General features: G+C 57.1%; 21 protein-coding genes and 1 tRNA gene. 21 read left to right on the top strand and 1 reads right to left on the bottom strand.

All coding sequences use genetic code 11. The annotated features are described in order from the left end of the window. Nucleotides 1–31 precede the first annotated feature (31 nt). From FO268_RS11935 to secF, 18 genes are all read left to right on the top strand, one after another. Nucleotides 32–589, top strand: a complete 558-nt coding sequence (locus tag FO268_RS11935; RefSeq protein ID WP_150993194.1) for a nitroreductase family protein — start codon at nucleotides 32–34, stop codon at nucleotides 587–589. A 214-nt stretch (nucleotides 590–803) separates the two neighbouring features. Then, entirely contained in the window at nucleotides 804–1,202 is a 399-nt protein-coding gene (gene flgB / locus FO268_RS11930) for a flagellar basal body rod protein FlgB (RefSeq protein WP_150993192.1), read from the top strand. A gap of 34 nt (nucleotides 1,203–1,236) precedes the next feature. After that, nucleotides 1,237–1,686 carry a flagellar basal body rod protein FlgC gene (gene flgC / locus FO268_RS11925; RefSeq protein ID WP_150993190.1) on the top strand — a complete coding sequence of 150 codons (450 nt, stop codon included), beginning with the start codon at nucleotides 1,237–1,239 and terminating at the stop codon, nucleotides 1,684–1,686. Between the two features lie 18 nt (nucleotides 1,687–1,704). Beyond that, nucleotides 1,705–2,379, top strand: coding sequence for a flagellar hook assembly protein FlgD (locus tag FO268_RS11920; RefSeq protein WP_150993188.1), 675 nt, complete (start codon nucleotides 1,705–1,707; stop codon nucleotides 2,377–2,379). A 26-nt stretch (nucleotides 2,380–2,405) separates the two neighbouring features. Continuing rightward, nucleotides 2,406–4,310 (top strand): flagellar hook protein FlgE, encoded by a 1,905-nt coding sequence (locus FO268_RS11915; protein WP_150993186.1) that lies wholly within the window; start codon nucleotides 2,406–2,408, stop codon nucleotides 4,308–4,310. 82 nt (nucleotides 4,311–4,392) lie between these two features. Beyond that, nucleotides 4,393–5,145, top strand: coding sequence for a flagellar basal body rod protein FlgF (locus FO268_RS11910; RefSeq protein WP_150993184.1), 753 nt, complete (start codon nucleotides 4,393–4,395; stop codon nucleotides 5,143–5,145). A gap of 84 nt (nucleotides 5,146–5,229) precedes the next feature. Next, a complete protein-coding gene (gene flgG, locus FO268_RS11905) occupies nucleotides 5,230–6,018 on the top strand; it encodes a flagellar basal-body rod protein FlgG (RefSeq protein WP_150993182.1) in 789 nt (262 codons plus the stop codon). A 28-nt stretch (nucleotides 6,019–6,046) separates the two neighbouring features. Continuing rightward, nucleotides 6,047–6,751 (top strand): flagellar basal body L-ring protein FlgH, encoded by a 705-nt coding sequence (flgH, locus tag FO268_RS11900; protein ID WP_150993180.1) that lies wholly within the window; start codon nucleotides 6,047–6,049, stop codon nucleotides 6,749–6,751. Beyond that, entirely contained in the window at nucleotides 6,748–7,845 is a 1,098-nt protein-coding gene (locus FO268_RS11895; protein WP_150993178.1) for a flagellar basal body P-ring protein FlgI, read from the top strand. The genes flgH and FO268_RS11895 overlap by 4 nt, the downstream gene beginning before the upstream one ends. Before the next feature lie 8 nt (nucleotides 7,846–7,853). After that, nucleotides 7,854–8,843 carry a flagellar assembly peptidoglycan hydrolase FlgJ gene (gene flgJ / locus FO268_RS11890; RefSeq protein WP_150993176.1) on the top strand — a complete coding sequence of 330 codons (990 nt, stop codon included), beginning with the start codon at nucleotides 7,854–7,856 and terminating at the stop codon, nucleotides 8,841–8,843. A 5-nt stretch (nucleotides 8,844–8,848) separates the two neighbouring features. After that, nucleotides 8,849–10,897 carry a flagellar hook-associated protein FlgK gene (flgK, locus tag FO268_RS11885; RefSeq protein ID WP_150993174.1) on the top strand — a complete coding sequence of 683 codons (2,049 nt, stop codon included), beginning with the start codon at nucleotides 8,849–8,851 and terminating at the stop codon, nucleotides 10,895–10,897. Nucleotides 10,898–10,916: 19 nt separating this feature from the next. Continuing rightward, complete coding sequence (gene flgL, locus FO268_RS11880; RefSeq protein WP_150993172.1) at nucleotides 10,917–12,134, top strand: flagellar hook-associated protein FlgL; 1,218 nt, start codon at nucleotides 10,917–10,919, stop codon at nucleotides 12,132–12,134. A gap of 82 nt (nucleotides 12,135–12,216) precedes the next feature. After that, nucleotides 12,217–12,303 (top strand) — tRNA-Leu (locus FO268_RS11875). Between the two features lie 41 nt (nucleotides 12,304–12,344). Continuing rightward, on the top strand, nucleotides 12,345–13,436 hold the full coding sequence (queA, locus tag FO268_RS11870; RefSeq protein WP_150993170.1) for a tRNA preQ1(34) S-adenosylmethionine ribosyltransferase-isomerase QueA: 1,092 nt from the start codon (nucleotides 12,345–12,347) through the stop codon (nucleotides 13,434–13,436). 14 nt (nucleotides 13,437–13,450) lie between these two features. Next, a complete protein-coding gene (tgt, locus tag FO268_RS11865) occupies nucleotides 13,451–14,569 on the top strand; it encodes a tRNA guanosine(34) transglycosylase Tgt (RefSeq protein ID WP_150993362.1) in 1,119 nt (372 codons plus the stop codon). A 59-nt stretch (nucleotides 14,570–14,628) separates the two neighbouring features. After that, nucleotides 14,629–14,991 carry a preprotein translocase subunit YajC gene (gene yajC, locus FO268_RS11860; RefSeq protein ID WP_150993168.1) on the top strand — a complete coding sequence of 121 codons (363 nt, stop codon included), beginning with the start codon at nucleotides 14,629–14,631 and terminating at the stop codon, nucleotides 14,989–14,991. A gap of 77 nt (nucleotides 14,992–15,068) precedes the next feature. Beyond that, entirely contained in the window at nucleotides 15,069–16,943 is a 1,875-nt protein-coding gene (gene secD / locus FO268_RS11855; protein ID WP_150993166.1) for a protein translocase subunit SecD, read from the top strand. Next, on the top strand, nucleotides 16,936–17,892 hold the full coding sequence (gene secF / locus FO268_RS11850; RefSeq protein ID WP_150993164.1) for a protein translocase subunit SecF: 957 nt from the start codon (nucleotides 16,936–16,938) through the stop codon (nucleotides 17,890–17,892). The genes secD and secF overlap by 8 nt, the downstream gene beginning before the upstream one ends. A gap of 68 nt (nucleotides 17,893–17,960) precedes the next feature. Here secF and FO268_RS11845 read toward each other — a convergent pair whose 3' ends face one another. Then, on the bottom strand, nucleotides 17,961–18,758 hold the full coding sequence (locus FO268_RS11845; protein ID WP_150993162.1) for an inositol monophosphatase family protein: 798 nt from the start codon (nucleotides 18,756–18,758) through the stop codon (nucleotides 17,961–17,963). Nucleotides 18,759–18,957: 199 nt separating this feature from the next. Here FO268_RS11845 and trmJ point away from each other — a divergent pair, with 199 nt between their 5' ends. The 3 genes from trmJ (at nucleotide 18,958) to iscR (ending at nucleotide 21,165) form a co-directional block, all read left to right on the top strand. Beyond that, entirely contained in the window at nucleotides 18,958–19,812 is an 855-nt protein-coding gene (gene trmJ / locus FO268_RS11840) for a tRNA (cytosine(32)/uridine(32)-2'-O)-methyltransferase TrmJ (protein WP_150993160.1), read from the top strand. A 4-nt stretch (nucleotides 19,813–19,816) separates the two neighbouring features. Then, nucleotides 19,817–20,590: a serine O-acetyltransferase gene (gene cysE, locus FO268_RS11835; protein ID WP_150993158.1), complete on the top strand. Its 774-nt coding sequence runs from the start codon at nucleotides 19,817–19,819 to the stop codon at nucleotides 20,588–20,590. Nucleotides 20,591–20,667: 77 nt separating this feature from the next. Next, nucleotides 20,668–21,165, top strand: a complete 498-nt coding sequence (iscR, locus tag FO268_RS11830) for a Fe-S cluster assembly transcriptional regulator IscR (RefSeq protein ID WP_150993156.1) — start codon at nucleotides 20,668–20,670, stop codon at nucleotides 21,163–21,165. Nucleotide 21,166 lies beyond the last annotated feature (1 nt).

The following is a 21,166-nucleotide window of genomic DNA, read 5'->3' as shown; positions in this document are numbered from 1 at the left end:
GCCGGCTTTTACCCAACCATAGCGAGACGATATGACTGCAATCATGGATGCGTTGTTGAACCGCTCGTCGGAGTCGCGGCTGACCTTTCCGGCCCCGGATGCGGAAACCCTCGAGAAAGTGTTCGCCTGTGCCGCCAGAGCGCCGGACCATGCCCTTTTACGGCCATGGCGATATCTGGTTATCGAGGGTGAGGAGGCTCTGACTGCACTGGGTGACCTGTTTGCATCTACTTGTGAACCGGATGCCCCCGAGAAAGCGCGGGAGAAGCTGCGCAAGAAAGCCATGCGGGCTCCGATGGTGATTGTCGGCATTGCCTGCCATCAGGTTCATCCCAAGGTGCCTGAAGTCGAGCAGACCATGTCAGCGGCTGTGGGCATGGGGTACCTGCTTGTGGCACTTGAATCAGCCGGCTTCGGTGGCATGTGGCGTACCGGTGGCCCGGCTTACAACCCGGAGGTTGCCAGGGGCCTGGGGCTGGGTGAGGAGGAGATAATCACCGGGTTTCTTTACACCGGCAGCGTCAGTTCGAGTAAACCGCCCGTGCCAAGGCCCGATCCGGCAGACTTTGTGAGCCGCTGGCCGCGGTAGTTTCAATTGAGAGACCAATGAGTGCCCCTGCCGCTTCCGGCGGGGGAAATCCCTTGCCGCTTTCACCCTTGCTCTCGCTACCCTGTTACCCCGAACCTGGTCACAGCCCCCGCCCCGCAACAACTTCCAAAAACTGGCATTGTGATTGCTTTTACCCTGGCATAACGCACAAACGGCAATTTGAATAACGCCGTGTGCAGGAATCGGAGGCATTATGGCTATTTCCCTGGACAAAGCATTAGGCATTCATCAGCACGCCCTGGAAGGTCGGGTGAAGCGTGCCGAGGTGCTGGCAAACAACCTCGCCAATGCCGATACCCCGGGCTACAAGGCGCGGGATATCGACTTTCAGGCAATGATGCAGAAAGCCCAGGAGGGCCAGAGTGGGTTTGGCATGAGCCGGACTCACGAGTCCCACATGGATACGTCTGCCATGGGCCAGGACAGCGAGTTGCTGTATCGGGTTCCGAATCAGCCGTCAGTGGACGGCAACACGGTAGACGCCCAGCAGGAACAGACCCGCTTCATGCGCAACGCCATGGATTACCAGGCCAGTTTCCAGTTCCTGAACGGCAAAGTCACAGGCATTAAAAAGGCACTCTCGGGTCAGTGATCCGGGCGCAGTCAAATAACTGAGGAGCAACACCATGTCACTGGGTAGCATTTTCGATATCGCCGGATCCGGCATGACAGCCCAGTCGCTGCGGCTGAACACTACTGCGTCCAATATCGCCAACGCGGAGACTGCCAGTTCCAGCACCGAGCAGACCTACCGCGCCCGCAAGCCCGTTTTTGCAGCCATTCAGCAATCCATGCTGAATCCGTCGCAGCAAGGCCAGGCGTTTGGCAGCGACGAAGGCGCTGGTGCCGGTGTCCGGGTTGAGGGCATCGTAGAGAGTGATGCCGAGCTGCAGATGCGGTACGAGCCGGATCATCCGGCAGCCAACGAAGAGGGTTATGTGTTTTACCCCAACGTGAATGTGGTGGAAGAGATGGCCGACATGATGTCGTCATCGCGCAGCTTCCAGATGAATGTAGACATCATGAACAGCGCCAAATCCATGATGCAGCGCATCCTGACCCTGGGTCAGCAGTAACCGAGCGAGGATTGAACCATGAGCGCAATTAACCCGGCAGACGCCTCGGATGTGCTGAGCAAATACAAGCTGGATCAACAGCAGACCAAAAGTGGCAACGAGCTTGGCAAGAACGAGTTCATGGAGCTGATGATTGCCCAGTTGAAGAATCAGAACCCGCTTGAGCCCCAGGATAATGGTGAGTTCATCTCACAGCTGGCTCAGTTCAGTTCCCTGGAAGAGATGCAGGGGCTCTCAGGCAGTGTGGATGATGTGGCAAACCAGTTCCGCTCCACTCAGGCGTTGCAGGCTTCGGCCATGGTAGGGCGTACCGTTCTGGCGCCGTCATCGATTGGCATTCTGGGCGCTGACGGAGAGATTTCCGGCAATGTGGAAGTGCCGGCCAGCACCTCCGGCCTGAGGATTTCCATCGAGAACCAGGCCGGCGAGCGGGTGCGGCAGATTGATATGGGCTCCCAGCAGGCGGGGGTGACCGGGTTCAGCTGGGACGGCAAGGACGGCAACGGCAACAGTTTGCCACCTGGCCCCTACAAGGTCGTGGCCGAAGCATCCTATCCGGACGGGCCTGAACAGCTTTCCACCATGATGAGCGCCAACGTTGACAGCGTCTCGCTGGGCAAAGGCGGCAATATTACTTTGAACCTCGCCGGCATGGGCTCCATCGCTCTGTCGGACGTTGAGCAGATTAACTGATACCGGTGAAACACCAGAGGTGAAGTATGGCTTTCAATACAGGTCTTAGCGGCTTAAGGGCGTCATCGGTGGACCTTGATGTCACCGGTAATAACATTGCCAACGCCAGTACCGTGGGCTTCAAGGGCAGCAAGGCCCAGTTTGGCGACTTGTACGCCAGTGGTTTTCTGAGCGCTGGCAGCAATCCCATCGGTGATGGTGTGCGGGTACAGGACGTCAAACAGTCCTTCGGCCAGGGCAACATCAGTTTTACCGATAACGGCCTCGACCTGGCGATCAACGGCGACGGTTTCTTCGTGCTAAATAACGGCGGGGAAGTTCGCTATTCCAGAGCCGGCCAGTTTGGCATCGACAAGGACGGCTATGTCACGAATAACCAGAACATGCGCGTTCAGGGTTTTGTAGCGGATGATGACGGCAACCTGTCCGGCATTCGCGGCGACCTTCAGGTAGAAACCGATAACCTGGCGCCGCGCCGCACCACCAACCTGCGTTCGGACCTGAACCTGGATTCCCGGGAAACAGTACTGGAACGCCGGGTGGCGGATATGGGTGACTTTACAGCGCCGACCGGGGCCACAGGATTTTCTGCCGAAACCTTCCAGATTACCTATGAAGATGGCAGCGTGGTAAGCGTACCGATCAATGGTGAGACACCGTCTGATCCTAATTTTTCAGCAGCGGACGTAGTGGATGTTCTCAACGGGCAGGAGGGACTTTCCGCTTCCGCAACGACCACCTATGAGGGTATGTCGGAAGCTGACCTGAATGCGGCTATCGGATCTGGTAACTTCAATTTCGATCTGACCGTTGGGGGAGTGACGGTACCGGTAGATACCACTGGCGTGACTGATGCGGCGTCCCTCGTCAATGCCATTAACGATGCCCAGGCGCCGACCATTTCAGCCTCGCTGACCGGCGGCAATCTCCGCCTGATCGACAACCGGGGTAACAACCTGACAGCGGGCTATACCAGTGATGGCGCAAATCGTGCCCCGGAAACAGCGGTAGGTACTGTCAGGCCACAGGCCGACCGTGAGATTACCGACATTGTTTCAACCAGTGGTGACACCAACCTGAGTGATTCCTGGGACGCGCGCACCATCGAGATTACCAACCAGTTTAATCCGCTGGATCAGCGCACCTACAATCACGCAACCTCGACGTCCATTTACGACAGTCTTGGCAACTCCCACGAGATAACCCAGTTTTATGTCAAGCAGCCTTCGCCGGGTAACGGTGTGGGAGTGAGTGAGTGGTCGGTTTACCTGCAGATTGATGGCGAATTTGTTGCCGGAACCGACCAGAACCCTTACCAGGCGAGGTTCGACCAGGATGGCAACCTGCAGTCCGTTAACGGCGACCCCAATGGCGAAATTCTGGTAGACGACTGGACCCCGAAGGACGCAGATGGCACGCCAAATGGTGCCGACGGCCCTCCTGGCCCGGGTGATACCATTACAACGCCGATTCCTGATCCCCCCACCACTTCTGCCTTTGTGGTTGATCTGGGCAACACCACCCAGTATGGCAGTGAGTTTGGTGTGAACGACCAACGCCAGAACGGTTTTGCCACCGGTCGTCTTTCCGGCCTGGATGTGTCCGATCAGGGTGTGCTGTTTGCCCGTTACACCAATGGACAATCCCAGTCCCTCGGACAGGTGGCGCTGGCGTCGTTCAACAACACCAATGGCCTGTCGCCTGTCGGTGAGACCACCTGGGTGGAAACCTTTGAATCCGGCCAGCCCATTATCGGCGCGCCGGATTCCGGAACTCTGGGCTCTATCAAAGCCAGCTCCATTGAGGAATCCAACGTGGACCTTTCGGCGGAACTGGTAAACCTGATCATCGCCCAGCGTAATTATCAGGCCAACGCCAAGACCATCGAAACTTCCGATGCCGTTACCCAGACGATCATCAACCTCCGCTAACCCCGATAACTGAACATGGCACAACTCCTGCTAGAACTATGGAAAGACTGGAAACAGTCAAAATTCCGGCAGGAGTTTTCCCATGGACAAAGCCCTCTATATCGGGATGTCTGGCGCGAAGCAGAACATGCTTTCCCAGCAGGCCCACGCCAACAACCTGGCCAACGTCAGTACCACCGGTTTCAAGCGGGATTTCGCGCAGGCCCGCAGCATGCCGGTTTTCGGTGAGCATCACCCCACACGAGCCTACGCCATGGCGGAAAGGCCAGGTACGGATCTTTCCGCAGGTGCACTGATGGATACGGGCCGCAAACTGGACGTTGCCGTTGAAGGCGATGGCTGGCTGGCGGTGCAGAATCAGCAGGGCGAAGAAGTCTTTACCCGATCCGGCAGCATGCAGATTGATGTGAACGGTTTGGTGCGCCTCTCCAGCGGAGAGATGGTGATGGGTAACGGTGGCCCGGTGGCCTTGCCCCCTTTCGATAATGTGCAGATAGGTTCTGACGGGACGATCTCCATCGTGCCGGTTGGCGGCCCGCCGGACCAGCTGGTGGAAGTGGACCGTCTGAAACTTGTCAACCCGCCCGGGAACGTCCTGGAAAAAGGTGAGGACGGCTTCATTCGCCGCAAGGCCGGAGAGGCGCTGGATGGCCCGGAGCCCCCGGATGCCAATATGCGCGTGGCTTCTGGCTTCCTTGAAAGCTCCAACGTAAACGCCGTCGAGGAAATGATTTCCAACCTTCAGCTGTCTCGTCAATACGAGATGCAGGTGAAAATAATGACGACCGCCAATGAGAATTCCGAGGCTTCGGCACGACTGTTGCAGAATCTCTGATATACCTGATTAACATCGTCCGGGTGGGCAGGAAAGCGGCAAATATCGGCCGCATTGAAGCAACCCCGGCAAGGAGTAGAAGACATGCATCCAGCACTTTGGGTCAGCAAAACCGGGTTGAGCGCGCAGGACACAAACATGTCCACGATTTCCAACAACCTGGCCAACGTGAACACCACCGGTTTCAAACGCGACCGGGCTGTGTTTCAGGATCTGCTGTACCAGATTGACCGGCAACCCGGTGGTCTGAATACCCAGAACTCGGAGCTGCCATCCGGCCTTCAGTTGGGCACAGGTGTGCGAATTGTCGGCACTACCAAGCAGTTCTCCCAGGGTAACCTGGAAGTCACCGAGCAGCCCCTGGACATGGCGGTGAATGGCCGCGGCTTCATGCAGATACTGTTGCCAGACGGCCAGATTGCCTATACCCGCGACGGCCAGTTTCAGCTGAATGCTGACGGCGACATCGTGAATCCGGATGGCTACACCCTGGAACCGAACATCAACGTCCCAGAGAACGCCACCAACGTTACTATCGGCAAGGATGGCACAGTTTCGGCTATCACTGACGATCAGGCAGCGCCTGTGAACCTGGGTGAGATTACTCTGGTGGACTTCATCAACCCGCAGGGCCTTCAGGCGATCGGTAACAACCTCTACAAGGCGACCAACGCCAGTGGTGATCCCGCGGAAGGGGAGCCCGGAATTGGCGGGCTGGGAACCCTTGAGCAGGGCATGGTTGAGGCCTCCAACGTGGAAGTGGTGGAGGAGCTGGTCAACATGATTACCACCCAGCGCGCTTACGAAATGAATTCAAAAGTGGTCTCGGCAACAGACCAGATGCTGCAGTTCATCACCAACAATATCGGTTAACCGGTAGCAGCGTGCGGGAGGGGCAATCATGAGACCTATTATCAGTAACAGATCGGAAGGGCATGGCGCGGGAACGCTGGCTATTGTACTGGCATTGGTGATACTGCAGGGCTGTACCGCCATGAGCCGACCACGGGCTATGCCGGATGACCCCCAGTATGCACCGGTACGTGCCGAAGCGATGATGCAGAGGGACCCGGAATCCGGTGCCATCTACCAGACTTCGCGTAATTACAGTCTGTACGGCGACACTGTGGCCTTGAACGTGGGCGATATTCTTACGGTAACCCTCGAAGAATCCACTCGCGCCAGCAAGAACGCTGAAAGCAGCATTAGCAAAGACAATGAAATCTCCATGCTGAATGCCAGGATTCTGGGGAAGGGTAATCTTGGCGTGGATACGGACGTCAACCTGGAACGAGATTTTCAGGGCCAGGCGGAAGCGGATCAGAGTAACAGCCTCGATGGCAATATAACCGTTACGGTTACGGAAGTGTTGCCGAACGGTGTGCTGCACATACGTGGTGAGAAGTGGCTTTCGCTGACCAATGGTGATGAGTACATCCGCCTGACAGGGCTGGTTCGCCCCCAGGATATTTCCCCGGATAACATGGTGGCTTCCAATCGTATTGCGGATGCCCGTATCGCCTACGGCGGTACCGGTGACTTTGACCAGGCCAATCAGATGGGCTGGCTGGCCCGTTTCTTTAACAGTGAGTGGTTCCCGCTATGAAAATGCTGAGATTCGGCATAATGGTGATAGCGCTGTCGGTTGTGGCAGCACCTGTATTGGCGGACCGCCTGAAGGATCTGGCGCGTATCAAGGGTGTGCGTAACAACCAACTGGTAGGCTACGGCCTGGTAGTGGGCCTTGATGGTACCGGTGACAAAGCACCCTTCACCAACCAGACCTTTCGCAACATGATGAATCAGTTCGGGATCACCCTTCCACAAGGCGTGAACCCCAACCTGGCCAATGTGGCGGCAGTGACCGTTACGGCCAATCTGCCGCCGTTTGCTAAGCAGGGGCAGGAACTGGATATTACCGTGTCGTCCATTGGCAACGCGGACAGCCTTCGTGGGGGCACGCTGTTGATGGCACCTCTTAAAGGGGCTGACGATCAAGTATATGCCATGGCACAGGGCAGCCTGGTGGTAGGCGGATTTGGTGCCCAGGGTGCCGACGGTTCGCGCATCACGGTGAACGTGCCGAGTGTCGGCCGCATACCCAACGGCGCCACCATCGAGCGTGAAGTGACCTCCCCGTTTACCAGGGGCGATACCATAACCTTTAACCTGATGCGCCCCGATTTCACCACTGCCCGTCGGGTAGTGGAAGCCATCAATAGCAAGCTGGGGCCGGATATGGCCTACGCCCACGATGCCACGGCCGTGTCCGTGAAGGCGCCGCGGGACCCCTCTCAGCGGGTGAGCTTCCTTTCCATCCTCGAGAACATCGAAGTCGACCCGGCTCAGGATGCCGCAAAAGTAGTCATTAACAGCCGTACCGGCACGATTGTGGTGGGGCAGAATGTGAAAGTGAGCCCGGCAGCAGTGACCCATGGCAACCTGACGGTGACCATTGAAGAGAACCCGCAGGCAAATCAGCCCAACCCCTTCAGCGAGGGCGAAACGGTTGTTGAACCCAACAGCCAGATTGCCATTACCGAGGACCCGGCGAGGATGTTCCAGTTTGGCCCAGCGGTCACCCTGAACGAAATTGTGCAGGCGGTGAATCAGGTGGGCGCCGCGCCAGGTGACGTAATGGCAGTGCTGGAAGCGCTTAAACAGGCCGGTGCGCTGCGGGCCGAGCTGATCGTGATATAGGTGGCATGATGCAGGATTTCAGTCTTCAGAAAGCACAGGTCTATACCGATTTTGGCGGCCTCAACGACCTCAAGACCCAGGCCCGGACCGACAAGAATGCCGCGCTGCTGGAAGTGGCAAAGCAGTTCGAAGGTCTGTTCCTGTCGGAGATGGTCAAGTCGATGCGCAAAGCCGGTGACGTGTTTGCAGAAGGCAACTACCTGAACAGTCAGCAGTCCGAATTCTATCGCGAGATGTTCGACAGCCAGCTCAGCCTGACACTGTCGCAGAAGCAGGGAACCGGGCTTTCCGAAGCCCTGGTTCGACAACTTAGCCGTCAGATCCCGGGCATGGATGCGAAAGGTGAGCCAATGGCCGCCCACAAGAAGGCGCTGGCGGATTATGACCGCAGCATGCCGGTACTGTCCCCGCGTTTGCCAGAGCAGGTGGAGAAGGTGAACCAGGTGGCGGAAAGCACAGGGCCCGCCGTTGAACCCTTGGCGAACGCAACACTGCCAGACCGGTTCGACTCTCCCGAACACTTTGTAAGCGAGCTTCTGCCAGTGGCGGAAAAAGTGGCTCAGCAGAGCGGCATCAATCCGCGCCTGATGATAGCCCAGGCAGCGCTGGAAACCGGGTGGGGCCGGCACATGATTGAAGGCGATGGTGGTGCTCCCAGCTTTAATCTGTTTGGTATCAAGGCGGACAACCGCTGGCAGGGTGAGTCGGTAAACATCGCCACCACCGAATTCCGGGAAGGGGTGCCGATGAATGAACGGGCGGCTTTCCGGTCGTATCCGGACTATGAGGCAAGCTTCCGGGACTATGTCTCGTTCCTCGAATCCAATCCCCGCTACCGGGATGTTCTGGCAGCTGCGGATAACCCGGAAGAGTTTGCCGACAGGCTGCAACAAGCCGGTTACGCCACCGATCCGAACTATGGCGCAAAAATCCGTAGCATCATGAACAACGACACGATGACGACGTTGTCCATGAGCACACGCGGTGCTGAGGAGTAAGGTTTATGGCAGGGCTTATCAATATTGGCTTGACCGGTATCCTCGGACACCAGGCGGCGCTGAACACTACCGGTAACAACATCACCAACGCTAACACTCCCGGTTACAGCCGTCAGGAGGTTCAGTTTGAAACCCAGACGGCCCAGCGGACCGGTGCCGGCTCAGTGGGCACTGGGGTTAATGTCACGGATATCCGCCGAATGGCGAATGAATTCCTGGCTCAGCAGGTGCGTGAAGACAGCACGCTGTTCGGAGAGCAGGAAACCCTGAACTCTGAGCTGTCCCGGCTGGACAACCTTTTGGGTGGCGAATCCACCGGTTTGAGTAACGCGCTCAACAATTTCTTTGCGAGCCTGCAGAATGCGGCGGAAGACCCCGCTTCGCTGCCTCAGAGGCAGTTGGTTCTCAGCGAAGCGCAGCAGGTCGTCAACCGTTTTGAAGCCCTTAATCAGGAATTCGTTCAACAACGGGAATCGGTCAAGACCCAGATGGAGCAGGGCGTAAAAGACGCCAACACGCTGCTCAAGAGTATTGCGGAACTGAACACAGCGATTTCGGAATCGCCGGGCCTGGCCCAGGGGCGTGAACCCAACGAACTCCTCGACAAGCGGGATGAGAAACTCAGACAACTATCGGAGCTGGTCAACATACGGGTGACTCAGGCCGAGGGCAGCCAGGTAAATGTTTCCCTAAGCAATGGCCAGTCCCTGGTGGTTGGCTCAGACGCAGCGCGACTGGGCACCCGGGCGGATTCTGAAGATCCGTTGTCGCTCGAGTTTACCCTCACTAGCGGCGGCCGGACCCTGAATGTGGACAGCCAGATCAACGGGGGCAAGCTGGGTGGTTTGCGCCGGTTCGAGTCCGAGGGTCTGCAGCCGGCTCTCCAGGAGCTTGGCAGGGTAGCGATTGCGTTGTCAGACAGCCTTAATCACCAGCATGAAATCGGTATGGATCTTGAGGGTGATCTGGGCGGTCTGTTCTTCAGCGACATCAACTCGGAAGCCGCGCAGCGGGGACGGGTCGTCGCCGATGCCAACAACGCGGCACCACAGAACGCACAACTGGCTGTTGAAATTATAGACAGCTCTGCTTTGCCGGCAGGAAGCTGGTCGCTGCAGTTCGGTGGCGACGGTCGAAACTTTGAACTGGTCGACCGGGCCACCGGCAAGGTGGTTAACCAGGGCCGGCTGCCGGACCCGGTGCAGTCCGAAATCTCCATGCCGGGTTTCAATATCCGTGTGGAAGGCGGCACCTTTAATGCCGGTGACAAGTTTCTGATTGAGCCCACCCGGAATGCGGCCGCTAATATCGACCTGAAGCTCAGCCGCGAGGAAGACCTTGCGTTTGCCAGCCCGGTAAGGGCGGAGGGCGCGGCCGGAAATACCGGCGATGCCACCATCAACCAGGGCAAGATGCTGAACGTGCGGGATCCCTTTACCAACTCGCTACTGACGAATTTCCGCCAGGACGGACAGCTGGATCCACCACTGGACGTCCGTTTCCGTGAGGATGCCGGCCAACTGGTCTACGACATTGTTGACGCTGATTCGGGCACCGTGCTGCAGGCAGGCGATGCCGGAGCCGTTCCACCAGTCAATGTGTTTCAGGAGGGCCAGTCCAACAAGCTGTTTACCGAGGATCCACGCTCTCCGGATTATTTCGGCTTTCAGTTCGAGATATCCGGCAACCCGAGGCCCGGCGACTCGTTCGGCATCAATTACAACACCAACGGCGTGTCAGATAACCGCAACGCTGAGTTCCTGGCGGCTCTGGGTACCAAGAACACCCTGAACAACGGTAGTCAGAGTTTTGCCGAGGGCTACGCTGGTCTGGTCGAGGATATCGGCGTGAAAACCCGCCAGAGTCAGCTGGACAAAGACGCCGGCAAAACCCTGCTGGAACAGTCCAGCAACCAGCGTGAATCCGTCTCTGGCGTTAACCTGGATGAAGAGGCCGGCAAGCTGATCCAGTACCAGGCTGCCTATAACGCGTCCGCTCAGGTAATGAGTGTGGCCCAGGACTTGTTCAATACCCTGTTACAGAGTTTCCGGTAACAGTGCGAGGTGATGTGACATGATCAGAATTTCATCACAACAGATATTTTCCGGAGGGATCAGCCGGCTGCAGGACCTGAACAGCAGCCTGAACCAGACCCAGGAGCAGATATCAACCGGCAAACGGGTTAACAGGCCATCGGACGACCCCGTCGCCGCTGCCCGTATTCTCAAGTTGGACCAGGAAGTGTCGCGGATTGAAACCTACCAGCGCAATGCTGGCCTGGCTGAGAACCGCCTGCAGCAGGAAGAAAGCACGCTGGCCGGCTCGGTGGACATTATTCAGCGAGTTCGTGAGCTTACGGTGCAGGCGGGCAACGGTTCGCTGTCGGCAAATGATCGTAAGTCGATCTCCTCGGAGATGAAGGAACGCCTGGGGCAACTGGCAGAAATTGCTAATACTCGCGACGCGTCGGGTGAGTACATATTCAGTGGATTCCAGGGTACAACGGCTGCGTTTGCCAAAGATGCCTCAGGTAGCTGGGTATATCAGGGCGATGAGGGCCAGCGTGTACTGGAGATTGATGATGGTGTGACGGTTCCCATCAGTGACCACGGTAAGGGGATCTATTCCTCCATACCGGCAGCTGTGGCTGGTGAGATTGATCCCGACCAGACCCCTCCGGCCACTGGTCGAATTGATGGGGTTAGAGTAATCGATAATGGTGAGTTAGCGTCGGTTGCCCCGGACGATATCACGCTCACTGTAGACACTGCAGCGGGCGAGATCACTGCCGTAAACAGGCGGACCGGTGTGGCCCTTCCCGAATCGCCGATCAGCTATACGAGTGGCGAGCCGTTTGAGCTCGCTGGTGTCCAGGCCACCATTTCGGACGAAGCTGATGGTGATCAATTTGTCATCCGTGCAGGGGAAAAGCAGTCTGTGTTCGCCACCATCGAAAACCTGATCGACGGGCTGGACAACATCGACAAGGGGTCCCCGGCGGGCCAGGCTGCCTACGAGGACCTGATTGCCAGTTCATTGCAGAATCTGGACAACGCCCAGGAAAGCGTTGTTCAGAAGCAGACCGAGCTTGGCGGGCGGCTGAATGCGGTGGAATCCACCAGCTCGTTCCTGGAGGACTCTTCCGTTTACAGTAAGGAAATCCGCTCAGAACTGCAGGATGTGGACTACGCCGAGGCCATCAGCAACCTGAGTTTCCAGAGCTTTGTCTTGCAGGCGGCCCAGCAGTCATTTGCCCAGGTGTCCAGGCTTTCACTGTTTGATCGTCTGTAGAAAACCCTGCCGGAACAAGGAAGTCCGGCACTTGTTATTGCTTTCAGGTTCAACCTCAGTATAATCCCCAGCACTCTCCGATGGCGGCGTGGTGAAATTGGTAGACACGACGGATTCAAAATCCGTTGGGGTAAAACCCGTGGCGGTTCGAGTCCGCCCGCCGCTACCACTTACAAGCCGCTCAACGTGGTGCCGTGAACAGTCCATTCCATGAACGTCTCCGATTTTCACTTTGATCTGCCGGATGAACTCATCGCCCGGTACCCTCTCAAAGAGCGCAGTGCCTCACGCCTGCTGGACCTTGACGGCCTTTCTGGCACCGTTAACCATCGACAGTTTTCTGATTTGCCGGACCTGCTGCAGCCGGGCGACCTGCTGGTGTTCAACAACACCCGGGTGATCCCTGCACGGTTGTTCGCAAAAAAAGAAACCGGCGGCCAGGTTGAAGTCCTGGTAGAACGGCTACTCGGGGAGCACGAGTTACTCGCCCATGTAAAGGCCTCCAAGGCACTGAAGCCGGGGCAGCGGATAATTCTGGAAGATGGTACTTCCATGCGGATGAAACAGCGGGAGGACGCGCTTTTCCACCTTGTCTGCGATAGCGGCGAGCCAGTGTTGGAGTTGCTGGAGCGTATCGGGCACATGCCTTTACCGCCCTATGTAGACCGCCCCGACGAATCCACTGACCGGGAGCGATACCAGACTGTCTATGCCCGCGAGTCCGGCGCTGTGGCGGCACCGACGGCAGGCCTGCATTTTGACGACCGTATACTGGCAGAACTGGCGGCCCACGGTATTGAAAGCGCGTTCGTAACCCTACACGTAGGTGCTGGAACCTTTCAGCCTGTGCGTGTGGAGCACATCGAAAATCACATAATGCACAGCGAAGTCGCTCATGTTCCGCAGGAAACCGTTGACGCTGTTAGTGCAGCCCGGGCCCGCGGTGGCCGTATCGTTGCTGTAGGGACCACCTCGGTACGTTCGCTGGAGTCAGCTAGCCGGGGCGGGGTGCTGAAGCCGTTCAAGGGTGAAACGGATATCTTTATCTACCCCGGTTACCGTTTCCAGAGTGTTGACGCCATGGTGACCAATTTTCACCTGCCTGAATCGACGCTGATCATGTTGATCAGCGCTTTCGCAGGTTATGACAACGTGATGTCCGCCTACCGCGAGGCCGTCGCGGAAAGATATCGCTTTTTCAGCTACGGTGACGCCATGTTTATCACAGGGCAGGCGCCAAGCCTGGGAGCTCTCAAATCCTATGCAGGGGAAGCGCATCCGGAATCCGGAGAACAATCATGACTGACCAGTGTTTTATGTCCTTTGAAAAGCTGGGAGAGGATGGCCGAGCCCGGCGCGGGCGGTTAACGTTTCCCCGGGGGACCGTGGAAACGCCGGCTTTCATGCCGGTGGGCACCTATGGCACCGTCAAGGGCATGTTGCCTCGGGACATAAAGGGCATAGGCGCAGAGATCATCCTGGGCAATACCTTTCACCTGATGTTGCGGCCAGGCACCGAGGTGGTGAAGGCCCATGGCGATCTGCACGGTTTTACCCAATGGCACGGGCCGATCCTGACAGACTCCGGTGGCTTCCAGGTATTCAGCCTTGGAGAAATGCGCAAGATTACGGAAGCGGGCGTGACCTTCCGCTCCCCGATCGATGGTTCTCCTGTGGAGCTGTCACCGGAAATTGCCATGCAGGTCCAGCGGGACCTGGGTTCCGACATCGTGATGATTTTTGACGAGTGCACGCCTTATCCTGCTACTGAAAAGCAGGCCAGGGAGTCGATGGAGCTGTCCCTGCGTTGGGCGAGCCGAAGCAAGGAGGCACATGCGGGCAACCCGGCGGCACTGTTCGGTATCGTTCAGGGAGGCATGTATGAGTCTCTGCGGGATCGTTCACTGGAGGGGCTGACGGAGATCGGATTTGACGGCTACGCCATTGGCGGGCTCTCGGTAGGGGAGCCCAAGGAGGACATGATCCGCATCCTGGATCATCTGCCACCGAAGATGCCGGAGGATCGGCCCCGTTACCTTATGGGCGTTGGCCGGCCCGAAGATCTTGTGGAGGCAGTTCGCCGCGGCGTGGATATGTTTGACTGCGTAATGCCCACCCGTAACGCCCGTAACGGTTACCTGTTTACCTCCACCGGTATCGTCAAAATCCGCAATGCGCGCCATCGCCATGATACTGCTCCGCTGGATGATCAGTGCGACTGTTATACCTGTGAGAACTTTTCTAGAAGTTACCTGCATCATTTGGATAAGTGTGGAGAAATGCTCGGTTCGCAACTCAATACCATCCATAATCTGCGTTATTACCAGAACGTGATGGCTGGATTGCGTGGCGCAATTGAAGCAGGTACATTGTCGGACTTTATCAGCGACTTCTATGCCCGCCGGGGTGAAACCGTGCCACCAATGGCGCAGTGACTGCGGGATATGCCGGTGCTCAACCGCTACTGAACTTTTCTTAAAAACGGAGATAATCAATGAAATCAATCAAATTACTTGTTGCTGCACTCTTTGCTGTGATGCCGGCACTGGCCATGGCACAGGATCCCGGTGCGGGCGGCATGGGAGTGATGGGGCAGGTGATTTTCTTCGCCGGCTTTATCCTGATTTTCTACTTCCTGATCTGGCGCCCGCAGTCCAAGCGTGCGAAAGAGCACAAGGCTCTGATGTCCGGCCTGAACAAAGGTGATGAGGTAGTTACCTCAGGCGGCGTTGCCGGCAAGATCACCAAGGTTACCGACGATTTTATCGTGGTCGAGATTGCCGATAACGTTGAAGTCAAGGTTCAGAAAGTCGCTGTTGCAGCTGCACTTCCGAAAGGAACTCTGAAGGACATCTGAGCCGATTTTTCACTCAGGTCTGAATTTGCCAAGCTGAAACATCACAGCCGGCCTGTTGGCCGGCTTAAAGGGACCCCATGCTGAACAAGTATCCGCTCTGGAAAAACCTGGTTATCGTCATCGCTCTGGTGATCGGGTTCATCTACGCTCTGCCTAATGTCTTCCCCGACGACTACGCCGTACAGATCACAGGTGCGCGCAGTAGCACCGAGGTCAATCAGAGGATTCTGGAAAGGGCCGTTGATGCGCTCGAGGCGAAGGGGATTGCAGTCAAGGAATCCGAGATCCAGGAGCGTGATGCCCTGATCCGTCTGAATAATGCCGACGCCCAACTGCGGGCGAGGCCGGTTGTTCAGGATGCGCTCGGCAGGGACTACCTGGTAGCCCTCAACATGGCGCCATCCACACCGGACTGGCTGAAAAGTCTGGGTGCCGGGCCCATGAAACTGGGCCTCGATCTTCGCGGTGGTGTCCACTTCCTGCTGGAAGTGGATATGGAAACGGCGGTTGAACAGCGCCTTGAATCCATGTCCAGCCAGATCAAGCGTGAGTTGCGCGACGAGCGTGTGCGCTACCGCGGCGGTGACCTGGAGGGCGACAACTCCATCGTTCTGACGTTCCGGGATGAAGAGTCCCGCAGCGAAGCATTCAGTCTCGTTCGCGACCAGTACAACCAGTTTCTCCTCGACGAAGAAAGTGAGGAGGGCGAGTACCGCCTGATCCTCACCATCTCGGAAGCCGAGATCAAGTCGATTCAGGACTATGCGCTGCAACAGAACCTGACCACCATCCGCAACCGGGTGAATGAGCTTGGTGTTGCAGAACCCCTGGTGCAGCGCCAGGGTGCCGACCGGATTATTGTTGAGTTGCCTGGTGTGCAGGATACGGCAGCCGCAAAACGCGTCCTTGGTGCTACCGCCAATCTGGAGTTCCGTCTTGAAGCGCGACAGGATGCGTCCGCTGCGAACACGGAAACCTATGAGTTTCGTGACAACCCCAATCGCGAGGCTCGCCTGGAGCGGGAGGTTATTGTCACAGGTGACAATGTCTCCAACGCCCAGCAGGCATTTGATGAGAACGGTCAGCCCCAGGTAAACATCACCATGGATTCTGTGGGTGGGGATCTGATGAACCGGGCTACCCGGAACGCCATCAGCCGCCGCATGGCGGTGCTGTTTATTGAATACCGTACAGAGACAGAAGAAGTGGTTGTGGATGGTGAGACCCGCACCGTCGACAATCGCGTGGTTGAAAAGGGCATTATCAGTCTTGCTACCATCCAGTCCGCGCTTGGAAGCAGTTTCCGGATCACCGGTCTCGACTCCATTCCCGAAGCTTCTGAACTGGCGCTGTTACTGCGGGCCGGCTCATTGGCCGCGCCCATGTACTTCGTCCAGGAGCGCACCATTGGGCCAAGCCTCGGGCAGAAGAACATCGATGCGGGCATGATGTCGGTACTGCTCGGCTTCGTACTGGTGCTCTGCTACATGGTGGTTTACTACCGTGGCTTTGGCATGATCGCCAACGTGGCGCTTACACTCAACCTGATGCTGCTGATCGCCTGCATGTCGATACTCTCGGCAACCCTGACCCTGCCAGGTATCGCGGGTATTGTACTGACGGTAGGTATGGCCGTGGATGCCAACGTGCTGATCTTTGAGCGTATAAAGGAAGAGCTGAAAACGGGCATCCCGCCACAGTCGGCCATCAACTCCGGATACTCCAGGGCCTTTGTGTCGATTTTTGATGCCAACATCACCACCTTGCTGGTAGCTGTGATCCTGTTTGCCATGGGCTCCGGCCCTGTGAAAGGGTTCGCGGTGACGCTGTCGATCGGTATTCTCACGTCGATGTTCTCCGGGCTGATGGTCAGTCGCAGCATCGTAAATCTTGTATACGGCGGTCGAAAGATCGAGAAACTGTCGATCGGAGGGAAGCTGGCCAATGTCTGAAGTTGAGAAAAAACCTATCGATTTTATGGGCATACGGAAGATTGCTTCCGTAGTGTCCCTCATATTAGTCATCGCGGCGATAGCCCTGATGGCGACACGTGGCCTGAACTTCGGGCTTGATTTTACCGGTGGTACTTCTGTTGAGCTCGAGTATCAGCAGGCTCCGGCACTTGATGATGTTCGTGCCACACTCGAAGAGGCAGGTTACGAGCAGTTTGTGGTGCAGAACTTCGGTTCCGACACCACGGTTCTGGTAAGGATGGCGGAAGCGGAAAACGACAAGCTTGCGCTGGAGGTTACCGATGCTCTTTCCGCAGATGGTGCAGAGCTTGAGCTTGTCAGTTCTGAGTTTGTTGGTTCCCAGGTGGGTGATGAGCTGAAGGAAGACAGCGGCCTGGGGATGCTGATTGCGCTTGCGGTCGTGCTGATCTATGTCGGCATGCGGTTTCAGTTCAAGTTCGGGATTGCAGCCGTGGTGCCCCTTGCCCATGACGTCATTATCGTTCTTGGCGTGTTCGCGCTGTTCCAGTGGACCTTCGATCTCAGCGTACTGGCGGCACTGCTAGCGGTTATCGGTTATTCCCTGAACGACACCATCGTTGTCGCTGACCGGATTCGTGAAAACTTTCGCAAGATGCGGGAGGGCGATTCCGAGCACATCATCAACGAGTCCATCCATCAGACCATCAGCCGGACCATCAATACATCCGGTACCACTCTTGTGGTTCTGCTGGCCCTTTATTTCCTGGGCGGCGAAGCCATCAACAACTTTGCGCTGGCGTTGATGATCGGCGTGGTGGTGGGTACGTATTCCTCCATCTACGTGGCTGCTAACATGCTTATTGCCCTTGGGGTAGCACGCGAAGATCTGATCATACCGCCGAAGGAAGGTCTGGCCGGTCAGGAAGAGGAAGAAGAGCAACCGCCAGAGTGGCTGAACCGGATGTAATTCGGTCAGCCAGAAAAAAGCCGCAACACCTCACGGGGTTGCGGCTTTTTTGTGCCCGGCCAGTTGGTTCAGCGTGGCAGGCGACCCCGGAAGGGGTGAAGGGTTTTCAGTACTTCCCGGAACAGCTTCGGATTGGCAACGATAAGCTGCTTGGCTTTCTCGGTTGATGGATTGCCGGAGAAGTCGCCGGTCAGTGCGCCGGACTCCAATGCCAGGGTGACGCCAATGGCAAGATCGGCAGGCTCCGGCCGGAAAATAACGGCAGCGTCGAGGTGGCCGGACGATACCCGGGCGATATCCAGCGCGACACAGCCGGCCGTGCGGAACATGCTGCTGTCGCGGGCCAGGAGCGACGCCATTTCGCCCCACATCAGCGGGTCATCGCCGTGACGGGTCTGGTCCAGAAGGTTGCTGACCACCGCTGCGCGGTCAGAATGCTTGACCTCGCTGGTGCGTACGCGCCGGCTGTTGAGCGCCGCCCCGTGACCGCGACTGGCAGAATACTCTTCGCCGGTGACCGGGTTGATCAGCAACACGTTCTCGGTACGGTTGTTTTTCTTCTGCAGCAATGCCAGTGCGAAATCGGGAATGCCACGGAGAAAGTTTTCACGCCCGAGTACCGGAAAAATATGCCAGCTCTTGTCATTACCGTTGGCGTCCGCCTCGTTCAGTGGCGCGATCGCGTGGTCTTTATAGGCTTTTTCGAGCTGTTCGGAAAAATTGTCGTAAACAGACTGCTCGACCCGCTCCAGTTGCTTGCGGCGGTCTTCGCTGTCGCCATTGGGTTCCTGGCGTTCGAAGTGTGATTTCAGATAGTCGGACCCCTGACGCGCGACGCGCAGGGCCATTTTGATAGCTGGTTGCATCTGAGTGTTCATTATCCGGGTGTGTGAAGGCCGCATAGCATATCAAAAACTGACCCCGCTTGTATGTTTTTCGACTCCGCAATGTCACTGAGAGCGCTGCATCGAGGCTTGTCTGGAGAGGCAGGGGAGGGGCGACATCTGGTATCATACGCGCCTTCCCGGATTTCTATTTACAGATTACTACAGAGACGCGATCGCCATGCACAAGTCCGCGATGCCCCAGGAGGGCACCGACACCTTTGACAACCAGATCAGGATTGTTCTGGTTGAAACATCGCATTCCGGCAATATCGGAGCCGTTGCGAGGGCCATGAAGAATATGGCGATGGGCAGTCTCTGGCTGGTCAATCCGGCATCGTTTCCTGACGAAACCTCCTATGCGCGGGCGGCGGGTGCATCCGATGTGCTGGATAACGCACGGGTGGTCAGCTCTCTCGATGAGGCTATCGCTGACTGTGTCTGCGTGATGGGCACCAGCGCCCGCGGCCGCAAGGTCCCCTGGCCGGTAATTGCGCCGCCCGATGCCGCTGCCATGGCGTCGGAGCATTCCGGAGAAGGGCCGGTTGCGTTGGTGTTCGGGCGTGAGAACCATGGGCTGAGCAATGAAGAGTTGCAACGCTGCCACTTCCACATTCATATTCCGTCGAATCCGGACTACAGTTCGCTGAACCTGTCCATGGCAGTTCAGGTGATGTGTTACGAATTGCGCATGCATTACCTGCGGGGACTTGAAGGTGGGGAGGGCAGCCCCTATCTCAAGCCCATGGCCGCGCCGGGAGACGCTGGCTGGGATGTGCCGCCGGCACCGGTCAGGGACGTTGAAGGATTTTTCGAGCATCTTGAGCAGGTGCTGGTGGATGTGGACTTCCATCGCCGCGAAAAACCGGGGTTGCTGATGACGCGGTTGCGCCGCCTGTTCCAGAGAGCGAAACTGGATCAGACGGAACTCAACATCCTCCGGGGCGTCCTGAGCGCTGTCCAGAAGTCCGCTGGCGCTGACAAAGCAGGACAAAATACGTCGAAGGCTGGTTTTACAGCCGGTGAGCAGGAATAGGGTTATGTTTGATCGTTTAAGGGAAGATGTAAACAGTGTTTTTCATCGTGATCCCGCAGCTCGCAACACCTTTGAAGTTCTGACTAATTACCCCGGACTTCATGCCCTCCTGTGTCATCGTTTTTCACACTGGCTGTGGAATCTTGGCCTGAAGTGGCTGGCGCGCACCTTCTCGACACTTGCCCGTTGGCTGACCGGCGTCGAGATTCACCCCGGGGCGACCATCGGCCGTCGTTTTTTTATCGACCACGGTATGGGCGTTGTGATTGGTGAAACCACCGTTATTGGTGATGACGTGACTCTCTACCAGGGTGTGACCCTGGGTGGAACCAGCTGGAACAAGGGAAAGCGACACCCTACGCTGGGTAATGGCGTTGTAGTTGGCGCCGGCGCCAAGATTCTGGGGCCGTTCGATGTGGGAGAGGGTGCCAAGATAGGTTCCAACTCTGTGGTCACCAAAGCGGTCCCCGCGGGTGCAACCGTCGTCGGGATTCCGGGCCGGGTTGTTGTCAAACGCAAGGAGGAAGACAGCGTACGCCGCAAGGAAATGGAAGAGCGTATGGGCTTCGATGCCTACGGCGTGACTGAAGAAATGCCAGACCCGGTGGCCCGGGCGATGCGCAGCCTGCTGGACCATATGCATGCGGTTGATGAGCGCATGGAAAACATGTGCAAGGCATTGAGAAAGGTAAACAGCGAGTATCAGAACGGCGAGCTTCCGCCGCTGCAGGAGGAGGACTTCGACTGCGTACGGGAGGATGAACCGTCGCAACGGTGAATACTTGACTGAAATGGTTGGTCAATTCATACTCGCCCCAGTTAAAACCGAATCAATCCCTGACCGGGGCTGAGTTTATGAGACTGACCACCAAAGGCCGCTACGCGGTGACGGCAATGCTGGATCTGGCCCTTCACGGGGACCAGGGTCCGGTCAGTCTGGCGGATATTTCTGCCCGGCAGGAGATCTCCCTCTCGTATCTCGAGCAGTTGTTTTCCCGCCTTCGCCGCCACAAGCTTGTGACCAGTATCCGTGGGCCCGGTGGTGGCTACCGGCTGAGCCGTGAACCCGATGCCGTCTATATTGCTGAGGTGGTGGACGCGGTCAGTGAATCCCTGGATACCACACGTTGCGGCAACAAGGGTGATTGCCAGAATGGCGAGAAATGCCTGACCCACCACCTGTGGTCTGATCTTAGCGACCAGATTCATCAGTTCCTGAGCGACATCAGTCTCGGGGACCTGATGAGAAAACGCGAAATTCAGGTGGTTGCCAGTCGGCAAAACAAGCGTCATTCCGAAGGCGATTCACAGACGATTAACACCGAGCGCCTTAACGATCAGGCGCCGGCCTGAA

This window comes from Marinobacter denitrificans, from assembly GCF_008795955.1.
Lineage (GTDB): Bacteria > Pseudomonadota > Gammaproteobacteria > Pseudomonadales > Oleiphilaceae > Marinobacter > Marinobacter denitrificans.
The sequence above is the reverse complement of the archived record's forward strand: the minus strand, read 5'-3'. Positions and strand labels throughout refer to the sequence as shown.

Excerpts from the sequence above, each read along its gene's own strand:
- flgL (WP_150993172.1), top strand. The coding sequence starts at position 10,917 with ATGATCAGAATTTCATCACAACAGATATTTTCCGGAGGGATCAGCCGG.
- FO268_RS11920 (WP_150993188.1), top strand. The coding sequence starts at position 1,705 with ATGAGCGCAATTAACCCGGCAGACGCCTCGGATGTGCTGAGCAAATAC.
- flgH (WP_150993180.1), top strand. The coding sequence starts at position 6,047 with ATGAGACCTATTATCAGTAACAGATCGGAAGGGCATGGCGCGGGAACG.
- flgK (WP_150993174.1), top strand. The coding sequence starts at position 8,849 with ATGGCAGGGCTTATCAATATTGGCTTGACCGGTATCCTCGGACACCAG.
- secD (WP_150993166.1), top strand. The coding sequence starts at position 15,069 with ATGCTGAACAAGTATCCGCTCTGGAAAAACCTGGTTATCGTCATCGCT.
- flgJ (WP_150993176.1), top strand. The coding sequence starts at position 7,854 with ATGCAGGATTTCAGTCTTCAGAAAGCACAGGTCTATACCGATTTTGGC.
- FO268_RS11935 (WP_150993194.1), top strand. The coding sequence starts at position 32 with ATGACTGCAATCATGGATGCGTTGTTGAACCGCTCGTCGGAGTCGCGG.
- flgG (WP_150993182.1), top strand. The coding sequence starts at position 5,230 with ATGCATCCAGCACTTTGGGTCAGCAAAACCGGGTTGAGCGCGCAGGAC.
- queA (WP_150993170.1), top strand. The coding sequence starts at position 12,345 with ATGAACGTCTCCGATTTTCACTTTGATCTGCCGGATGAACTCATCGCC.
- FO268_RS11910 (WP_150993184.1), top strand. The coding sequence starts at position 4,393 with ATGGACAAAGCCCTCTATATCGGGATGTCTGGCGCGAAGCAGAACATG.
- secF (WP_150993164.1), top strand. The coding sequence starts at position 16,936 with ATGTCTGAAGTTGAGAAAAAACCTATCGATTTTATGGGCATACGGAAG.
- FO268_RS11895 (WP_150993178.1), top strand. The coding sequence starts at position 6,748 with ATGAAAATGCTGAGATTCGGCATAATGGTGATAGCGCTGTCGGTTGTG.
- flgB (WP_150993192.1), top strand. The coding sequence starts at position 804 with ATGGCTATTTCCCTGGACAAAGCATTAGGCATTCATCAGCACGCCCTG.
- yajC (WP_150993168.1), top strand. The coding sequence starts at position 14,629 with ATGAAATCAATCAAATTACTTGTTGCTGCACTCTTTGCTGTGATGCCG.
- trmJ (WP_150993160.1), top strand. The coding sequence starts at position 18,958 with ATGCACAAGTCCGCGATGCCCCAGGAGGGCACCGACACCTTTGACAAC.
- flgC (WP_150993190.1), top strand. The coding sequence starts at position 1,237 with ATGTCACTGGGTAGCATTTTCGATATCGCCGGATCCGGCATGACAGCC.
- FO268_RS11845 (WP_150993162.1), bottom strand. The coding sequence starts at position 18,758 with ATGCAACCAGCTATCAAAATGGCCCTGCGCGTCGCGCGTCAGGGGTCC.
- FO268_RS11915 (WP_150993186.1), top strand. The coding sequence starts at position 2,406 with ATGGCTTTCAATACAGGTCTTAGCGGCTTAAGGGCGTCATCGGTGGAC.
- cysE (WP_150993158.1), top strand. The coding sequence starts at position 19,817 with ATGTTTGATCGTTTAAGGGAAGATGTAAACAGTGTTTTTCATCGTGAT.
- iscR (WP_150993156.1), top strand. The coding sequence starts at position 20,668 with ATGAGACTGACCACCAAAGGCCGCTACGCGGTGACGGCAATGCTGGAT.
- tgt (WP_150993362.1), top strand. The coding sequence starts at position 13,451 with ATGTCCTTTGAAAAGCTGGGAGAGGATGGCCGAGCCCGGCGCGGGCGG.